Here is a 16013-nt window from a genome sequence, read left to right on the forward strand (position 1 = left end):
GCACTGACATCGGGCCCCGCCCCCGGAGCACGCGAACGCCCCTCACGCACCCGCCAGAGCCGACCTACCCTTGCTGCCTTCCGGCCCTGGGGGAGTTCAGTCAGATAGCGCCGCGTGAGGGGCTGCCCAAACAGTACCTGATGACGGGGGCGGGGAACGAGTTCGCGAGCACTCCTCAACGTCTTGTATTGTTTGCGGCGGAGGATTCGCCTAGAGGCCTAGGGCGCACGCTTGGAAAGCGTGTTGGGGGCAACCCCTCACGAGTTCGAATCTCGTATCCTCCGCCAGTGCCTCACCGGGCACGATGTCGAAGGGCCCCACCGTTCGCGGTGGGGCCCTTCGACGTTGTCCGGCGTCATATCCAAGGTGGCGTCGGTCACATGGGGCCGTCCATCGGGTGATTCCCGGTGGGGTGGCGGGGTGGTCGGCCGGGCGTCGGGCCGGGGCGGCGCCATGGTGAGGGTTCCGGTCGTCGCCTTCGTACGGAGTCCCTCGTGGAACAGCAACCCGACACCTCCCGCGGCACGACGGGCAGGGGACGTGCCGCGGTCCTGCTGCTGATCCCCGTGGCCGTGGGCCTGGGCATCTGGTTCGTGGGGCGGGGGGTGACGCCCGATCCGAACAGCGGTCTGTTCGGGGCCCGGTACGACGACGCCATGGAGTTCAAGGCCCGGCTGGGCAGCGCCCTGCTCGGGCTCGCGCTCGTCCAGCTGCTGCTGGCCGCCTGGATGTACGGCGTGCTGCCCGGGTCCCGGCCGGCCCCGCGCGCCGTGCCCCTCGCGCACCGGGTGACCGGACTGCTCGCCTTCCTGCTCTCGGTGCCGATCGCCTACCACTGCCTGAGCGCGTACGGCATCGAGACGACCTCGCCACGGGTGGCGATCCACTCGGTCACCGGGTGCGTCCTGTACGGCGCCTTCGCGGCGAAGGTCGTCGTGGTGCGCAGCCGGCGGTTCCCCGGGTGGACGCTGCCCCTCGGGGGCGGTCTGCTCTTCTGCGCGATCGCCCTGCTCTGGTACACCGCCGCGCTGTGGCAGCTCAACGGGTTCGACTCGCCGGGGCTGACCTGACGCCGGCGGTCAGTAGCCGCCGTTCTGGGACGCGGGCTGCTTGGTGATCTTCTTGCCGTCGGTGCCCAGCACGAACCACTTGGCGCCGAAGGCGTCGACGCCCTGGCCGTTGGTCTGCCCGGCCTTGGTGTCGTCGGCGAACGTGTAGAGGGGCTGCCCCTTGTACGTCACCTGCTTCGAGCCGTCGCTGCGCTTGATGGTGTCGAGCAGCTTGCTGTCCACGCCGCCCTTGGCGACGACCTTGCCGTCCGCCTTCAGCGGCGGCCAGGCCTCGGCGCAGGCATCGTTGCAGGTGGACTTGTCCTTCTTGTCGGACTCGAACAGGTAGAGGGTGTGTCCCTTCTCGTTGACGAGGATCTTCCCCAGGGACGTGTTCTTGGTGGTCACCGTCACGGAGGACGCCGCTTTGGTGCCGGTCGCCGACGGGGCGCCGGCGGCGTGGGCGACGGTCGTCCCGCACAGCAGGAGGGCTGTTCCGGTGGCTGCGACAAGTGCTCGGGCGTGAATGTTCACGGGAATCGCCTCGGAGGATGGGGTCCGGCTTCCGCTCTGGGCGCGCGCGTCACATGAGTCCCAGTAGACAACGAAGCGGACCGCTCGGCCACAGCAGACGGCGCGCGCCCGGCGCCGTCCGCCGCGGCCGTACGGTCAGGCCATCTCGGGCCGCGGCTCCGGGCGCAGGGCCGGGGCGGGCTTCGGGTCCCAGACGCGGGTCGTGCGGAGGTAGCCGTAGATGACCGAGCCCATCGCGGCGAGCAGGAGCGGGCCGTACAGCCAGGGGTGGCGGGCCATCTCCAGCGGCAGGAAGCGGTAGGACAGCAGGAGTGCGGTGAACACCAGGGCGCCGTGCGCGACGAGGCGGGCGCCGGCCCGGTCCCAGCCGCGGGACGCCGCGCGCAGGGCCCCCTCGATGGTGAGGGTGAAGACCACGCCGGCCACCAGGTCGACGCCGTAGTGGTAGCCGAAGCCGAGGGTCGCGCCGAGGGTGGCGACCAGCCAGAACGTGCCCGCGTGGCGCAGGAGGCGCGGTCCGCGGCGGGAGTGGATGAAGAGCGCGGTGGCCCATGCCGTGTGCAGGCTGGGCATGCAGTTGCGCGGGGTGATCCCGTCGAAGGGTATGGAGTGCGGGGCGGTGAGCGCCGGTGCCGTCTGGGGCCAGATGTCGGCGGTCGCCCAGTGGCCGCCGTCGGGGCCGTAGGCGAAGACCGGGCCGACCACCGGGAAGATCATGTAGATGCCGGGGCCGAGCAGGCCTATGACGAGGAACGTGCGCACCAGGTGGTGGCTCGGGAAGCGGCGCTCGGCCGCCACGTGGCGCAGTTGGTAGACCGAGACGAGGACGGCGGCGACCGCGAGCTGGACGTAGACGTAGTCGAGCACATGGGCGCCGACGGGGCCGGTGGCGTCGACGATCCGTCCGACGACCCAGGAGGGGTTGCCGAGCGCCTTGTCGGCGGTGGCCACGTACGGGTCGAGGACCCGCGGCTGGGTCTTCGACGTGATCAGCAGCCAGGTGTCGCCGGTCTTGCGGCCGGCCACCAGGAGCAGGGCCAGTCCGACGCCCTTGAGGAGCAGGAGGCGTTCGGCGCCGGTGCGGCGGGTGACGGCGACGACCGCGCAGGCCAGGACGACGCAGAGCGCGCCGTTGCCGAAGGGGTGCCCCTCGCCGAGGGCGGGCAGGGTGCCGGTGGCCCAGCGCACGGCGAGGACCACGAGGTCGATGCCGAGGGCGGCGCCGAAGGCGACGAGGCGTTCGCGCCAGGTGAGGACGACCGCCATCAGGCCCAGGCCGGCGTACAGCAGGAAGCCGGACTTGGGCGGGAACGCGATCTCGCGGACCTGGTTGGTGAGGGGACCCGGCTCACCGTAGTGGCGGGCGGCCGCCTCCAGGGCGATCAGGAACCCGAGGGCGACCACGCCCACGGCGGACCACACCAGCGCCCGCTGCCGGCTGCCTGTGCGCGCGAACGTCTGCGATGTCTCGGATATCAATGGTCCCGGCCGATGTGTAAGGGGCGATCGTCAGCACACTCGTTCGTGAGTTCGAGCATGGTATCGGAGCGGGGCAAGGGGGATTTATGCGCTGCCCGAATCCCCACCCCGCCGACGAAGACGCCGAAAGCGGCCGGTGCGTTGCCCTCCGTCCCGGGCCGGACGTCCGGGTCAGACGTCCAGGGGCTGTTCCGCCCAGATCGTCTTGCCGTGGGACGACTGGCGGGTCCCCCAGCGCCGGGTCAGCTGCGCCACGAGGAGCAGCCCCCGGCCGCCCTCGTCGAAGGTGCGGGCCCGGCGCAGATGGGGTGCCGTGCTGTCGCCGTCGGACACCTCGCAGATGAGGGAGTCCTCGTGGGTGAGATGGATCAGGCGCAGCTGGACGGGCGGCCGGGCGTGCCGGATGGCGTTGGTGACCAGTTCGCTGACGACGAGTTCCGTGACGAACGCGGCGTCCTCCAGGCCCCACGCGTCGAGCCGGGCGAGCGCGTCCTTGCGGGCCTGGGCCACGGCGGACGGGGTGGACGGCACCTGCCAGGTGGCGACCTGGGAGGCGTCCAGCGCGCGGGTGCGGGCGACGAGCAGGGCGACGTCGTCGGGCGGCCTGGGCGGCAGCAGGTCGGTGAGGATCCGGTCGCACAGGGCGTCCAGGGTGGGTTCGGGGCCGGTCAGCAGACCGCTCAGCCGGCTGACGTCCGCCTCCCCGTCCCCGTCCCCGGCGCGGGACCGGCCGCCGGGCGTGATCAGGCCGTCGGTGTAGAGGGCGAGCAGGCTGCCCTCGGGCAGGTCGATCTCGGCGGCCTCGAAGGGCAGGCCGCCCACGCCGAGCGGCGGTCCGGGCGGCAGGTCGACGCGCTCGGCGGCGCCTCCGGGGGCGACCACGACCGGCGGCGGATGCCCGGCGCGGGCCAGGGAGCAGCGCCGGGAGATCGGGTCGTACACGGCGTACAGGCAGGTCGCGCCGACCTCTCCCTCGCACTCGGGGTGCCGCTCGCGCGTCCGGCCGCCGTCCCGTTCGGTGGACAGCCGGGACACCAGGTCGTCGAGGTGGGTGAGCAGTTCGTCGGGGGCCAGGTCGATGTCGGCGAGGGTGCGTACGGCCGTCCGCAGCCGGCCCATGGTGGCGGAGGCGTGGATGCCGTGCCCGACGACGTCCCCGACGACGAGGGCCACCCGCGCCCCGGACAGCGGGATCACGTCGAACCAGTCGCCGCCGACCCCGGTGTGCGCGCCCGCCGGGAGGTAGCGGGTGGCGACCTCCACGGCCGCCTGCTCGGGCAGCCGCTGCGGCAGCAGGCTGCGCTGCAGGGTGACCGACCGGTCGCGTTCGTGGGTGTAGCGGCGGGCGTTGTCCATGCAGACGGCCGCGCGGGCCGCCAGTTCCTCGGCCAGCACCACGTCGTCCTGCTGGAAGATCTCGGGGTGGCGGTGCCGGGCGAGGACGGCGACGCCGAGGGTGGTGCCGCGCGCGGTCAGCGGCACCGTCATCACCGAGTGGATGCCGAACTCCCGGACGCGGGCGGCCCGGACCGGGTCGTGCGCCACGAGCGCGGTGATCGCCGGATGCGTCATCTCGTACGCCGTGGCGTGTCCGGAGCGCAGCGTCTCGACCGGCGCGGAGCCCTCAGAGAACCGTTCCAGGGAGCCCAGCGCGGTGACCGCCTCCGGGACGCCCGGGGTCACGGACTGGTGGGCGGCCCGGAGCAGTTCCAGCGGGCCGGGCGGCGGGCCGCCGCGCCGGGACGTGTCCGGCGGGTCGTCGACGGCGGTCAGCAGGTCGACGGACGCGAAGTCGGCCAGTTCGGGGACGACGACGTCGGCCAGTTCCTGCGCGGTGCGCATCACGTCGAGGGTGGTGCCGATGCGCCGGCCCGCCTCGGCGATCAGCTGGAGCCGGCGGCGGGCCCAGTGCTGCTCGGTCATGTCGTGCGCGGTGAGGCAGACGCCCCGGACGACTCCGCCGGCGTCCCGCAGCGGGGACATCAGCAGCGACCAGGCGCCCACCCGGGTCTCGCCCGCGGCGGTCAGGAAGTCCTCGTCGACCTCCACCTCCCCGGTGCGCAGCACCCGGGCCATGCTCTCCTCCGCGCGCCGGCCGGCCGGATCGTCGACGATCTCCCCGACGCGCAGCCCCAGCATGTCGTCCTCGGTGAGGGCGACGGCCCGCTCCATGGCCCGGTTGGCCCGGCGCAGCCGCAGCCGGGTGTCGTACAGGGCCGTTGCGCAGCACGGGGACTGGGTGAAGCTCCAGCTCACGAAGGGGTCGTCGTGCCGCTCGGGCGGTGACGGCCGGTCGGGCGGCGCGCTGACGCAGAACCACTCGCGCCGCCCGTTCTCCCGGGTCCGGTGGTGGGCCAGGACCTTGGCGGTGAGCGTACGGCCGTCGCGGTGCCGGAGAGCGACCGTGCCGTGCCAGCGCCGCAGCCGGGGGAACGGGGGCAGGTCCCGCCCGCGCGGCGGCTCGGCCAGCAGACCGGCCGCCGGACGGCCCACGATCTCACCGGCCGGGTGACCGAGGAGCCGCTCGGCGCCCGCGTTCCAGCCGGTGACGGTGCCGTGTTCGTCGACGGTGACCCGGGCGGTCAGGTCCGCGCCGACCAGATCGTCGAGGTCGGACGGGGCCCGGGCGCCGGCGGGCTCGTGCATGATCGCTCATCTCGCTCTCGGAGGGATTCCGGCGGGGCCGCGCCCGGTCGCCCTTGCGGTGCCTCGCACGCTGAGCCTCCTCATCGGCGCGGTCCGGTGGCGGTGCCGGAGGTGGCGGGCTGGCAGCCGGGGCACCACACGGTCGTACGGCCGGCCACACGGGTCCGGCGCAACTGGGCGTGGCAGCGCGGACAGTGCGGGTCGGGGGTGTCCCGGCGGCCCGTCAGCCAGGAGGGGCGCGGCGGGACGCGTCCGGTGGGGACGGCGGAGCGCAGGGTGCGGCGCATCTGGCGGTAGAGGTCCCTGCGGTCGGCGCCGGTCAGATCGCTCGCCCGGCGGGCGGGGCTCAGCCGGGCCCGCCAGAGGATTTCGTCGGCGAGCAGGTTCCCGAGGCCGGCCACCGCGGACTGGTCGAGCAGCACGCCCTTCACGGCGCCCCGGCGCCCGCGCAGGGCCTCCTCGAACCGTTCGCGGTCCACGTCCAGGGCGTCCGGGCCCTGCCCGGCCAGCAGGCGGGCCACGGCGGAGTCGTCCTCGGCGAGCCACAGGCCCCGCAGCTTGCGCTGATCGCGGTAGCTGAGGCGGCGGTCGCCGGACAGGGTGAACAGCACGCGGTCGTGCGGCGCCACGGGGTCGTCCGGCCCGGCGCACACGAGGGAGCCGGTCATGCCGAAGTGCAGGGCCAGGGTGGGGCCGCCGGTGCGGGCGAGCAGCCACTTGCCGTGCCGCTCGGCCCGGGTGATCCGCCGCCCCTCCAGCGCGTCGCGCAGCCGCCGCGTGCTCACGCCGTGGAGCACGCCCGCGTCGCGCACCTCGATCCGGCGCACGGTCCGGCCCCGTGCGCAGGCCCGGAGCACGCCCCGGAATCCCTCGACGTCCGGCAGTTCAGGCATGACGGACGGCCTCCTCAGGTGGATGCCGCACTTCTTATGGTGTGCCCGTTTCCTTCCGGCCTCTCACCTTTTGAGACGGTGTGGAAGCACGCCTAGTGGACGGTCACCGTGCGGGTCTCGGTGATCTGGTCCACGTCCGAGGTGCGCACGGTCACCTTCATCTCCCAGGTCCCGGCGACGGGCAGGTTGAGGAAGCTGTTGCCCCAGTAGCCGCCCTTGTCGGTGAGGGCGGCGTCCAGCGGCCCGATGTCCTGGCCCCGGTGCGTGAAGGAGATCCGCAGTTCGGGGACGGAGGAGATGCCGCCGTCGGGGCCGTAGACGACCGCCTCGATCGAGTTGTCGCCGACGCGGGCGGGGTCGATGGTGATCTGCGCCGTGCCGCGCCCGCCGGGTGTGCCGACGTCGAACGGCACATCGGTGACGGAGGCGCCGACGACCGCGGGCGCGGCGGTGGCCGCCTCGGACTCGGCCCGGCCGGGAAGTGTGCTGGTCAGCAGGGTGGTGACGGCCAGGACGGCCGCGCCGACGGCGACCTCGGTGAGCACGGAGCGGCGCAGCGCCCTGCGGTGAGCGGGATCGGGTTCTCCCCCGGCGGAGGGTTCCGGGCCGGCCGGCTCCGGCGGCGGCCCGGACGGCGGTCCGCCCACCGCCGCCGCCACCTTCGTGCGGACCGCCTGGTCCTCGGACGGCTCCGCCACGGCGGGCGTCGTCTGCAGGGCCGTCCAGCGGCGGGACACGGCCGCCGCCGCGAGGAGCACGACGACCGCCATCAGCTTGATGGCCAGGAGCCTGCCGTACGTCGTGTCGGCGAGCGCGTCCCAGCCGCCGAGGCCGCGCCAGGACTGGTAGACGCCGGTCACGACCAGGACGACCACGGAGGCGAACGCCACCCGGGAGAACCGGCGCACCGCCTCCGCGGGCAGGGCCCCGTGGTGGAGGGCGGCGAGCAGGGCCGCCAGACCGCCCAGCCAGACGGCCGTCGCGAGCAGGTGCAGCGCCGAGGAGGTCATGGCCACCGGCACCTGGATCCCCGCGGAGGCGTGCTCGCCGGCCGCCCAGGTCGCCGCGAGCCCCACGGCGAGGGCGGCGCCGGGCCGGCCGTACCGCCCGCGCCGCCGGGACACGCGCAGCAGGTGGGCGCCGGCGGCCAGGAGGAGGGCCAGCCGGGCCAGCAGGACGATGCCGGGGCGGCCGGTGAGGGTGCGGGCGGCGGCGTCGGCGTCGAACGCCCCGAGCGGGCCCTCGCCGCTCTCGTACGGGGCGCGCAGCACCAGCAGGACGAGCGTGGCCGCGAGCAGCGCCCACCAGGAGGTGCGCAGCAGCCGGTCGTGGAGCGGCACGTGGGGCGGGCGGCAGACGGCGACGAAGGCGGCGGTGCCGATGAGCAGGGCGACGGAGAGGTAGGCGAGGTAGCGGGCGATGGTGTGCAGGGCCTTGGTCACCGGGTCCTCGGTGGGGCCGCTGGCCAGGGCGGCGGCGGCCGTGGTGACGGTGGCCTTGCCGACGGAGAAGGTGAACGCGCCGGACACCGGGTGGCTGTCGGCCGACACCACCCGCCAGGCCACCGTGTAGGTGCCCTGCTCCAGCCCGGCGGGAAGGGTCACCCGGGCGGTGTCGGCGCCGTCCGGGCCGTTCTCCGGCTCCCCGACGCGCAGCCGGCGGCCGTCGGGGTCGAGGACGCGGAAGGAGTCGTCGAGCAGGGCGACGGACTCGCTGAAGGTCAGGGTGAGGTGTCTGGGTGCCGACTTCAGGACGGCGCCGTCCCCGGGGTCGGCGTCCCGCAGCACGGCGTGCGCGGAGGCGGGCCCGGCGCCGCCGAGGAGGAGCAGGACCAGCAGCGGGCCCAGCAGGAGCAGCCGTCGCGGCCCCCGTCGTCCCGGTCGTCCGTCCGCACACCCCACGCCGCATCTCCGCCTTCGGTCCGCACCGCCTCCGGGTACATACGCACGCGGCGGCCCCCGTGCTCACCAGCCGGGCCGTGCGGACACCCCGCCGTCCACCACGAGGTCGTGCCCGGTGATCCAGGACGCCAGGTCCGAGGCCAGGAACACGCAGGCGTCGCCCACGTCCCGCGGGCGCCCGAGCCGTCCCAGGGGCGCCGCCGCCCGCCATCGTGCCACCCCGTCCGGCCACGCCTCCGCCAGCCCCTCCCGGTGCACGAGGCCGGGCGAGACGGTGTTGACGCGGACGCCGAGCGGGCCGTACTCCTGCGCGGCCGTGCGGGCGTGGGCCACCACCGCCGCCTTCGAGGCGCCGTAGTGGGCGTGCAGCGGGGCCGGGCGGGCCGCCTCGACGGAGGCGATGTGCGTGACCGAACCGCTGCCGGGCCGCATGACCTCCACCACGGCGCGGGTGCAGGCGAAGACGCCGGACAGGTTGGTGTCCACCACGGCCCGCCAGTCGGCCGCGGTCATCTCCGCCAGCTCCCGGGTGGGCTGCACGCCCGCGTTGTTCACCAGCGCGGTCAGACCGCCGCCCCACGCGGCGGCCTCGGCGACCAGCCGCCGGCACGCGTCCTCGTCGGTCAGGTCGGCCGTCAGGACGACGGCCCGGCCGCCCGCGTCCCGGATGCGCCCGGCGACCCGGTCGGCCGCGTCCCGCGCGGTGCGGCAGTGCAGGGCGACCGCCGTACCCTCCTCGGCGAACCGGGCCGCGATGCCCTGTCCGATGCCGCCGCCCGCGCCCGTGACGAGGGCGACCTGTCCGTCGAGGAGTCCGCTCATGGACGGCACAGTTCCGCGATCCGGGCGGCCTCGTGGGGATAGCGCGCCGTGAGGTCCGCCAGGTCGCCGTGCTCGTAGTCCTCGTAGGTGAAGCCCGGGGTCATCGTGCAGCCGAAGAAGGCCCAGGAGCCCCCGGCCGCCACCCGGGCCCCCATCCAGGTGCCGGCGGGCACGGTGAGCTGGAGGTGCTGGCCGCGCGTTATGCCGGGGCCCAGGACGGCGGTGCGGGAGGTGCCGTCCGGGGCGAGGAGCAGCATCTCCAGGGGGTCGCCGAGGTAGAAGTGCCAGACCTCGTCGGACGGCAGGCGGTGCAGGGCCGAGTAGTCGTCGGCGGTGAGCAGGACGACGATCGCGGTGCCCTGCGGCCGTCCGTCGGGCCGTTCGGGTCCGGCCCAGGTACGGCGGAACAGCCCGCCCTCACGCGGGATCGGCTCCAGGCGGTAGTGCGCGACGAGTTCCTCGGGCGTCATCCTCCACAAGCTACCTCCCGTGTCAGGAAGGCGAGTTGGGCTTCCTTGCGCGGGAGGTACACGTCCGGCAGGTCGATCTCGGGCAGTACGACGGCCGGTCCGGCGGTGAAGCCCTCCCGGAGGAAGCGGGCCACGGCCTTCTCGTTGCGCACGTCGGGGTCGACGACCACCCGTGAGCGGCCCAGGGTGCGGAAGGCGTAGGCCGTGACGACGGTGAGCAGCGCGGACGTCCAGCCGGGCCGCCGGCCGCCCGGGGCGGCGGGGACGAGCAGCAGGTGCAGGCCGATGTCGCCGGGCCGTACGTCGTAGCACTCGCCGACCCGGTCGGCGTCGGGTTCGTACGTCTGGAGCAGGGCGACCGGGTCGCCGTCGCGTGCGACGAGGAAGGCGTGGTGGGTGTCGAGGGTGGCCATATGGGCGTAGATGCCGGCGATCTGTTCCCGCGTCAGGCCGTTCATGCCCCAGAACACGGCCCGTTCCTCGCTCGCCCAGGCGTGCACGGTCGCGGCGTCGGCGTGCGGGTCGAGGGGGCGGACGGTGACGGTGCCGAAGCCGTCGACGGTCTGCTCGTGGACGGGGGCGGCGGCGGACGCGGGCCGGTCAGACATCGGTCTCCTTCTCGAACGTGGTGAAGTCGGTGCGGATCGGGACCAGTTCGCCGCGCAGCCACAGCGGGAGCTGGTCGCGGTGGTGGGGGGAGCCGGGGACGCCGGACGCCCCGAGCGGGACGACCCAGCGGCTCTCCTCCCGGTCTGCCAGGTCCCAGACGTAGCGGGCGGCGGGGCCGCGGGCGCTGAGGTCGGTGAGTCCGGGCACGGAGGACGTGCACAGCACGCAGTCGTGGTCGCCGGACAGACCGGGTTCCCGGGACGCCGGGTCGGGCAGCGCCCGCCAGGGGGCGAGCCGGTGGGTGTCGCCCCAGGTGGGCGGGGTCGCGGTGGTGTCCTCGGCGACCTCCTCGACGGCCGCCCGCACCAGCTCGGCGCGGTCGACGCCGTACAGGTCGCCGGCGCGCAGCAGGTGTTCGAGGGCGAAGGCGACGCGGGGGAGCAGGGCCAGCCAGGGGAGCAGGACGTCGGGATAGGCGGGCGGGACGGCCGGCGCGGCGAAGGCGGGGTGCGCGGCGAGCCGGCGGACGACGGCCCCGCGCACCCGCGCGTAGAGGGCGGCGTCCACGCTGTCCGCGTCCATACGGCGGTCCCAGGCGAGCAGCGTGCGGCGGACGCGCTCGGCGCCGGGGCCGAGGGGGCCGAGTCCGGCCAGGAGGTCCAGCAGCGGGGTCGCCGAGGCCAGATGGGTGTCCGTGTGGATCGCCGGCATGTCGGCGGCCGACCAGTGCTCCTTCTCCGCGAGCAGGGCTGCGATGCGGTCGGCGCGGTGCGGGGCCGCGAACTCCACGCCGAGGGGCGTGGCGAGGCCCCGCTGGTTGGCCATGACGGCGACGCCGTCGGTGAGGCCGCCGCGGGGTGTCTCGTGCCAGCCCCGCCACTCGTGTCCGGGTTCCCAGGCGGGCACCGGGTGGAGGCGGTTGGCGGTGGAGCGCACGGGCACCTTCCCGGCGACGCGGTGCAGCAGGCCGCCCTCGGTGTCGGCGGCCTGGACCACGTTGACGGGTTCCGTCCACGCGTCGAGGGCGCGGTCGACGTCGGCGACCCTGCGGGCCCGCAGCAGGGGCAGGAGGGCGCCGAAGCCGAGGTCGCCGGTGACGCGGGGCGGGTGGCGCAGGGCGAGCGCGAGGGGCGGGTCCTCCCGGTCGCCTTCCGCGGTGCCGTCGGGCAGCCCCTCCGGGCCGCCGACGATCACCGGTCCCCGGGCGGTCTCGATCACCTCGACCTCGACGGGGTCCTCCCCCGCGACCTCGACGGTCTCGGTGTGCCGGGGGGCGCGCCGCCACACCCCGTCCGGGTCCAGCGCCTCGACGCCGGCCCCGGTCCGTCGCAGCCGCTCGCGGTACAGGTCCTGGTAGTCGGCCATGGCGTTGGTGATGGCCCAGGCGACGGAGCCGGTGTGCCCGAAGTGGGCGATGCCGGGGACGCCGGGCACGGCGAGGCCGACGACGTCGAAGTCCGGGCAGGACAGCTGGATCTGCTGGTAGACGCCGGGTTCCTCGATGAAGCGGTGCGGGTCACCGGCGATGATCGCCCGGCCGGTCACGGTCCGTTCGCCGCTCACGAGCCAGCCGTTGCTCCCGGAGGTGCCCGGCCCGTCCGTGGCGAACAGGCCGACCGCCCCGGGTCCGAGGTGCCGCCGGGCCTGCTCCCGCCAGAGTTTGGCGGGGAAGCCCGCGAACAGCAGGTGGACGCTCAGCCAGATCCCGAACGGCGTCCAGGGCTCCCAGCGTCCGGGGGCGAGCCCGGTCCGCTCGAACTCCGGTGCCCGGCGGGCGCCTTCGGCCAGCCCCTCGTTCACCCCGTCGACGTACGCCCGTACCCAGCGCGCGGTCTCGGGGTCCTGCCGCTCCAGGGCGGCGAAGCAGCGTCGGGCGGTGTCGTCGAGGCGGGCCCGTCTGACGAGTACGTCCCAGGAGAGGGACTCGGCGCCGAGGAAGGACGCGGACGTGCCGCGCGCCCGGTGCCGTTCCACCTCGAGCTGCCAGGCCCGGTCGAGGGCGGTGACCCGGCCCTGGACGCGGGCGAGTTCGTCCACCCCGTCCGCCCGCAGATGCGGAATGCCCCAGGCGTCACGGAAGATCTCGCCGGCCACCTGCACCCCTCCCTCACTTTAGGTAAGCCTTGCCTAAGTCGTCAGCCCGAATGGTACGGGACCGGCCGGGCCCCGCCCCCGCGCGCGGCCCGGCGGCCCGCGCGGCATGATCGGGGGCATGGACGTCACCCTGCATCTCGCCCAGGACCCGGAGGCCGACGCGCTGCTCGGCCGCAGCCCGCTCGCCGCGCTGGTCGGCATGCTGCTGGACCAGCAGGTGCCGATGGAGTGGGCGTTCAAGGGGCCGCGCACGATCGCGGACCGGCTCGGCGCGGACGACCTCGACGCGCACGAGATCGCCGCCCAGGACCCCGAGGCGTTCGCGGCCCTGCTCTCCGAGAAGCCGGCCGTGCACCGCTACCCGGGCTCCATGGCCAAGCGGATCCAGCAGCTGTGCCAGTACCTGGTCGAGCACTACGACGGCCAGGCCGAGCTGGTCTGGAAGGGCGTCGACGACGGCCGCGAGCTGCTGCGCCGGCTCCAGGAGCTGCCCGGGTTCGGCAAGCAGAAGGCACAGATCTTCCTCGCCCTGCTCGGCAAGCGGCTCGGTGTGCGGCCCGAGGGCTGGCGGGAGGCCGCCGGCGCCTACGGCGAGGACGAGTCCTTCCGGTCCGTCGCCGACATCACCGGTCCGGAGTCGCTGGCCAAGGTGCGGGCGCACAAGCAGGAGATGAAGGCGGCGGCGAAGGCAGCGAAGGCGTCCCGCGGCTGACGTCCGTTGGTCCGTGCGGGGGGTTCCGGCGTCCGGCGCGATGAACGGTGGACGCCGCGGGGGGACATGACCTTCCGTGAGCACCGCACGCAGGGGATCGCGCAGCCGGGTCTGGCCGCGGGTCGTCGTGCTGCTGCTCGCCCTGCTGGTGCCGGGGGCGCACGCCCACGCGCACACCCTGCCGGTGGCCGTGACGGCCGGAGCCGAGGCCGTCGAGCACGACACCCTCGACGCCACCGTCCGGCCCGCCGCCCGCGCCGACCGCCGCGCCGGCACCCGTCGTCCCGTACGGCCCTGCGCGGGCCCGCCGCACCGGTCGGCCCCCGCCCCCGTCACCCGCCGGACGGTCCGCCCGGCCACGCTCCCGGGCGTCCCGCCCCTGCTGCGCACCGTCGTCCTGCGCTGCTGACCCGCCCCCGCCAGGAGGCCCCGTCAGCACGACAGGAGGAGCACAGCCATGCCCGCCGACCCCTACGCCGTCCTGCGCGCCCTGCTGCGCGCGGAGGCGGCCCGCGGCGCCCCGAAGCCCGGGGCCCGGAAGAAGGAGCCGCCGCGTCCCCGTGAGGAACGGGAGCGCGGCTGAGACCGGCGCGGCGGGGGCGGACTTCTCCGGGTCACCGCCTCCGCCGCGCCGTCCCGAAGAGCGACCGGGTGATCTCCCGCCCGATCTGCGTGCCGACCGACCGGGCCAGGGACTTGAACATGCCGCTGCCCACGACCTGCTCGACCACGGATTCGTCCTTCTCCGCCCTGCCCTTGCCGCGGGACGGCGTTCCGCGCCCGCCCGCGCCGGTGATCTCGTCGGGCCCCTTGCCGCGCCGGGGCTCCCCGGTGACCTCGTCGGGCCCCTTCCCAGAGCGCCGCTCGCCGGTGATCTCGTCCGGGCCCTTGCCGCTCCGGGACTCCTGGAGCCGTTCGTACGCGGACTCCCTGTCCACAGCCTGTGCATACCGCTCGTACAGCGCGGACCCGGTCACGGCCCGGTCCAGCTCCTCCTCCCCGAGCGGCCCCATCAGCGACTCGGGGGCCCGCAGCCGGGTCGCGGCGACCGGGGTCGGGGCGCCCTTCTCGCTCAGGACGGTCACCACGGCCTCGCCGGTGCCCAGCCCGGTGAGCAGTCCCTCCAGGTCGTACGGCGAGTCCGGGAACGTCTTCACCGTGGCCCGCAGCGCCTTCTGGTCGTCGGGGGTGAACGCGCGCAACGCGTGCTGGACGCGGTTGCCGAGCTGCCCGAGCACCTCGGCCGGCACGTCCTTCGGCGTCTGCGTCACGAAGAAGACGCCGACCCCTTTCGAGCGGATGAGCCGTACGGTCCGGGTGATCGCGTCCAGGAACGCCTTGGACGCCTGGTCGAACAGCAGGTGCGCCTCGTCGAAGAAGAACACCAGTTTGGGCCGGTCGGCGTCCCCGACCTCGGGCAGGTCGTGGAAGAGGTCGGCGAGCAGCCACATCAGGAAGGTGGAGAACAGCCGGGGCCGGTCCTGGACGGCGGACAGTTCGAGGACCGACACCAGGCCCCGCCCGTCCGGTGCCGTCCGCAGCAGCTCGGCCGTGTCGAACTCCGGCTCCCCGAAGAAGTCGCCCATGCCCTCCGCCTCGAAGGCGGTCAGGGAGCGCAGGATCACCCCGGCGGTGGCCGTCGACAGGCCGCCGATGTTCTTCAGCTCCGCCTTGCCCTCGTCGGAGGTGAGGAAGGCGACGACCGCCCGCAGGTCCTTGAGGTCGACCAGCTCCAGGCCCTTGCTGTCGGCGTAGTGGAAGATCAGGCCGAGCGACTGCTCCTGGGTCTGGTTGAGCTGGAGGACCTTGGACAGCAGCACCGGGCCGAAGCTCGTGATCGTGGCGCGCACCGGGACGCCGTGCCCGATGCCGCCCAGCGCGAGGAACTCGGCGGGGAATCCGGTGCCCGTCCACCGCTGGTGAACCTCGGCGGCCCGGGAGCGCACCTTGTCGTTCTCCAGCCCCGGCGCCGCGATCCCGGACAGGTCGCCCTTGACGTCGGCGAGGAACACGGGGACGCCCTGCGCGGACAGTTGTTCGGCGATCAGCTGGAGGGTCTTGGTCTTGCCGGTGCCGGTGGCACCCGCGACGAGACCGTGCCGGTTGAGCATGGAGAGCGGCACCCTGATCTGGGCGTCCGGCAGGCAGGTGCCGTCCCACAGCAGGGCGCCGAGATCGAGGGCGGGGCCGGGGAAGGCGTATCCGGCGGCGATCTCCAGGGCCTCCCGCGGGAGTGCGGGAGCGCCGGTCCGGGTCCCGGGCGCCGGGGGCGCGGCCCCGGTTCCGGGGGTGCTCTTGCGGTCGCTCATGTCCGCTCTCCCCCACGGCCTTCGCCGTTTCGTCACGTTCTGCCCGATCTTTTCCAGCGTCGCACTCCGCCGCCATGGCTGCGCCCGGAACGTCTGGACCGGTAGGCTTTCCGTGTGATCTTCAAGCGCATCGGAAACGGCCGGCCGTACCCCGACCACGGCCGGGAAAGCACCCGGCAGTGGGCGGACGTCGCTCCGCGCCCGGTCCGCCTCGATCAGCTCGTGACGACCAAGGGCCAACTCGACCTGGAGACCCTGCTCGCCGAGGACTCCACGTTCTACGGCGACCTCTTCGCGCACGTCGTGAAGTGGCAGGGCGACCTGTATCTCGAGGACGGCCTGCACCGCGCGGTCCGCGCGGCACTCCAGCAGCGCCAGGTGCTGCACGCGAGAGTGCTGGAACTGGACTGAGTCCGGGCTGACGCGGCCGGGCCTGGTCCGCATTGACCCTTTCGGGTTGGACCGCGCGGCTGGGAATGATCATCTAGTAGGCAT

15 protein-coding genes, 1 tRNA gene and 1 other RNA gene are annotated in these 16013 nt (G+C 74.4%); 6 read left to right on the top strand and 11 right to left on the bottom strand.

The genetic code is table 11. The annotated features are described in order from the left end of the window. Positions 1-30 precede the first annotated feature (30 nt). An RNA gene (gene ffs / locus F8R89_RS17125) (signal recognition particle sRNA small type) lies at positions 31-127 on the bottom strand. A gap of 72 nt (positions 128-199) precedes the next feature. Between ffs and F8R89_RS17130 the strand changes: the two genes are divergently transcribed. Together F8R89_RS17130 and F8R89_RS17135 are read left to right on the top strand one after the other, a co-directional pair. Beyond that, positions 200-287: transfer RNA gene (locus F8R89_RS17130), tRNA-Ser, on the top strand. Positions 288-494: 207 nt separating this feature from the next. Next, positions 495-1070 carry a DUF6529 family protein gene (locus F8R89_RS17135; protein ID WP_151784797.1) on the top strand — a complete coding sequence of 192 codons (576 nt, stop codon included), beginning with the start codon at positions 495-497 and terminating at the stop codon, positions 1068-1070. A gap of 9 nt (positions 1071-1079) precedes the next feature. Here F8R89_RS17135 and F8R89_RS17140 read toward each other — a convergent pair whose 3' ends face one another. From F8R89_RS17140 to F8R89_RS17180, 9 genes are all read right to left on the bottom strand, one after another. After that, positions 1080-1583 carry a hypothetical protein gene (locus tag F8R89_RS17140; protein ID WP_225994414.1) on the bottom strand — a complete coding sequence of 168 codons (504 nt, stop codon included), beginning with the start codon at positions 1581-1583 and terminating at the stop codon, positions 1080-1082. A 135-nt stretch (positions 1584-1718) separates the two neighbouring features. Beyond that, positions 1719-3008: a phosphatase PAP2 family protein gene (locus F8R89_RS17145; RefSeq protein WP_151788166.1), complete on the bottom strand. Its 1290-nt coding sequence runs from the start codon at positions 3006-3008 to the stop codon at positions 1719-1721. Between the two features lie 225 nt (positions 3009-3233). Beyond that, positions 3234-5708: a SpoIIE family protein phosphatase gene (locus tag F8R89_RS17150; RefSeq protein WP_151784799.1), complete on the bottom strand. Its 2475-nt coding sequence runs from the start codon at positions 5706-5708 to the stop codon at positions 3234-3236. 80 nt (positions 5709-5788) lie between these two features. Further along, positions 5789-6601 carry an Fpg/Nei family DNA glycosylase gene (locus F8R89_RS17155; protein ID WP_151784800.1) on the bottom strand — a complete coding sequence of 271 codons (813 nt, stop codon included), beginning with the start codon at positions 6599-6601 and terminating at the stop codon, positions 5789-5791. 92 nt (positions 6602-6693) lie between these two features. Further along, entirely contained in the window at positions 6694-8502 is a 1809-nt protein-coding gene (locus tag F8R89_RS17160; RefSeq protein WP_225994415.1) for a copper resistance CopC family protein, read from the bottom strand. Positions 8503-8565: 63 nt separating this feature from the next. Next, positions 8566-9324: an SDR family NAD(P)-dependent oxidoreductase gene (locus F8R89_RS17165; protein ID WP_151784801.1), complete on the bottom strand. Its 759-nt coding sequence runs from the start codon at positions 9322-9324 to the stop codon at positions 8566-8568. After that, positions 9321-9794, bottom strand: coding sequence for a cupin domain-containing protein (locus F8R89_RS17170; protein WP_151784802.1), 474 nt, complete (start codon positions 9792-9794; stop codon positions 9321-9323). Before F8R89_RS17170 ends, F8R89_RS17165 begins: the two co-directional genes overlap by 4 nt. After that, positions 9791-10402 carry a GNAT family N-acetyltransferase gene (locus tag F8R89_RS17175; protein WP_151784803.1) on the bottom strand — a complete coding sequence of 204 codons (612 nt, stop codon included), beginning with the start codon at positions 10400-10402 and terminating at the stop codon, positions 9791-9793. The genes F8R89_RS17170 and F8R89_RS17175 overlap by 4 nt, the downstream gene beginning before the upstream one ends. Further along, positions 10395-12497: a penicillin acylase family protein gene (locus F8R89_RS17180; protein ID WP_151784804.1), complete on the bottom strand. Its 2103-nt coding sequence runs from the start codon at positions 12495-12497 to the stop codon at positions 10395-10397. Before F8R89_RS17180 ends, F8R89_RS17175 begins: the two co-directional genes overlap by 8 nt. A 118-nt stretch (positions 12498-12615) precedes the next feature. Between F8R89_RS17180 and F8R89_RS17185 the strand changes: the two genes are divergently transcribed. The 3 genes from F8R89_RS17185 (at position 12616) to F8R89_RS37110 (ending at position 13792) form a co-directional block, all read left to right on the top strand. After that, on the top strand, positions 12616-13209 hold the full coding sequence (locus F8R89_RS17185; RefSeq protein WP_151784805.1) for an HhH-GPD-type base excision DNA repair protein: 594 nt from the start codon (positions 12616-12618) through the stop codon (positions 13207-13209). A 76-nt stretch (positions 13210-13285) separates the two neighbouring features. Continuing rightward, complete coding sequence (locus F8R89_RS17190; RefSeq protein WP_151784806.1) at positions 13286-13618, top strand: hypothetical protein; 333 nt, start codon at positions 13286-13288, stop codon at positions 13616-13618. Positions 13619-13666: 48 nt separating this feature from the next. Then, positions 13667-13792 (top strand): hypothetical protein, encoded by a 126-nt coding sequence (locus tag F8R89_RS37110; RefSeq protein WP_264158888.1) that lies wholly within the window; start codon positions 13667-13669, stop codon positions 13790-13792. Between the two features lie 31 nt (positions 13793-13823). Here F8R89_RS37110 and F8R89_RS17195 read toward each other — a convergent pair whose 3' ends face one another. Next, complete coding sequence (locus F8R89_RS17195; RefSeq protein ID WP_151784807.1) at positions 13824-15518, bottom strand: helicase HerA-like domain-containing protein; 1695 nt, start codon at positions 15516-15518, stop codon at positions 13824-13826. A 114-nt stretch (positions 15519-15632) separates the two neighbouring features. On the opposite strand from F8R89_RS17195, the gene F8R89_RS17200 reads away from it, so the two are divergent. After that, complete coding sequence (locus tag F8R89_RS17200; RefSeq protein WP_003999914.1) at positions 15633-15929, top strand: type II toxin-antitoxin system VapB family antitoxin; 297 nt, start codon at positions 15633-15635, stop codon at positions 15927-15929. Positions 15930-16013 lie beyond the last annotated feature (84 nt).

The sequence above is a fragment of the Streptomyces sp. SS1-1 genome (assembly GCF_008973465.1).
Classification (GTDB): domain Bacteria; phylum Actinomycetota; class Actinomycetes; order Streptomycetales; family Streptomycetaceae; genus Streptomyces.